The sequence below is a fragment of the Salinivibrio siamensis genome (assembly GCF_001996005.1).
GTDB classification, from domain to species: domain Bacteria; phylum Pseudomonadota; class Gammaproteobacteria; order Enterobacterales; family Vibrionaceae; genus Salinivibrio; species Salinivibrio siamensis.
Window position 1 is genome coordinate 1 of the sequence record NZ_MUFB01000058.1, and the last position, 1,160, is coordinate 1,160.

The window sequence follows — 1,160 nt, forward strand, 5'->3', positions numbered from 1 at the left end:
GGTTCCTATATAAGCGAGACAAACTATAGCTAACTTGTTAGATTGAAAAAAGTGGAATTAATAGATTGTAATAATCGAAAAATACGATTGTTTAAAATATGACTGTATGAACAAATATCCGTCTTTAAAGCAGCTACACTATCTGGTTACCCTCTCCGAAACGCGGCATTTTGGCGAAGCGGCGAAATTGTGTTTTGTGAGCCAGTCGACCTTGAGCGCTGGGATCCAAAACCTCGAGGATCTGATTGGTGCTCAGCTCATTGAGCGTGACAATAAAACCTTGGTACTCACTGGAATGGGCGAAGAGGTGGTGCGCCGTAGCCGAGAAATCCTAGCGCGCAGTCAGGATTTGATGGAGCTAACGCAAGTTAAATCAGATCCTATGCACGGCAAAGTACGGCTGGGCTGCATCCCTACCATCGCGCCATTCTTATTATGTGATGTGGTGCAGCAAGTCAACCGACATTACCCCAACTTAGATTTGTTGTTGCGTGAGGACACCACGGCGAACTTACTCACCGCGCTCAAACACGGCGAAATGGATATCCTTATCCTCGCGCTGCCAATGGATATTGGCACCATGACCCGTCGCGTGGTGGGGCGTGATCCGTTTAAAATGGTGATGAGCCAAAAGCAAGCTGCGCAGCTTGAGTTACCCATCGATTATGACGCGCTGCCCGATGAATCTGTTTTCTTGCTTGAGCGAGAACACTGCCTCACTGACCATGCTGTTTCTGCCTGTCAGATGACGGCCTCACAGAAGATTAACCCATTTATGGCAACCAGCTTACACACCTTGGTGCAAATGGTCGCAAACGGCAATGGTGTGACCTTTATACCGCAAATGGCGATTGATCATGGCTTAATTGATAACCTCGACGTGCATTTAGAAACGCCGCCGGGAGAAGCGGCCTACCGTGATATAGGAGTGGTCTGGCGACCCTCTTCGAGTCGGATTAATACGTTTAACCAGCTTGCTGATCTGGTCGCAGGACTACTTTCCCCAACAGCTAGGGAGTAAAAAGCCTAAAATAAGTGATTTACACTGATATTTTTGCCTTTTTGCAGCATGATTGTCTGTTTGAGGGCGTTGAAAATGACACCGAAGCCGTTGGATTATTATCACGAAAAAAGCAGCACCCCAGGGGGCTGCTTTTTGT

Annotated in this window: 1 protein-coding gene; it reads left to right on the forward strand. The window is 47.4% G+C overall.

What is annotated here, in order from left to right; all coding sequences use genetic code 11:
• Positions 1-106: 106 nt before the first annotated feature.
• Positions 107-1,021, forward strand: a complete 915-nt coding sequence (locus BZG73_RS15875) for a hydrogen peroxide-inducible genes activator (RefSeq protein ID WP_046075023.1) — start codon at positions 107-109, stop codon at positions 1,019-1,021.
• Positions 1,022-1,160: the final 139 nt, after the last annotated feature.

Excerpts from the sequence above, each read along its gene's own strand:
- BZG73_RS15875 (WP_046075023.1), top strand. The coding sequence starts at position 107 with ATGAACAAATATCCGTCTTTAAAGCAGCTACACTATCTGGTTACCCTC.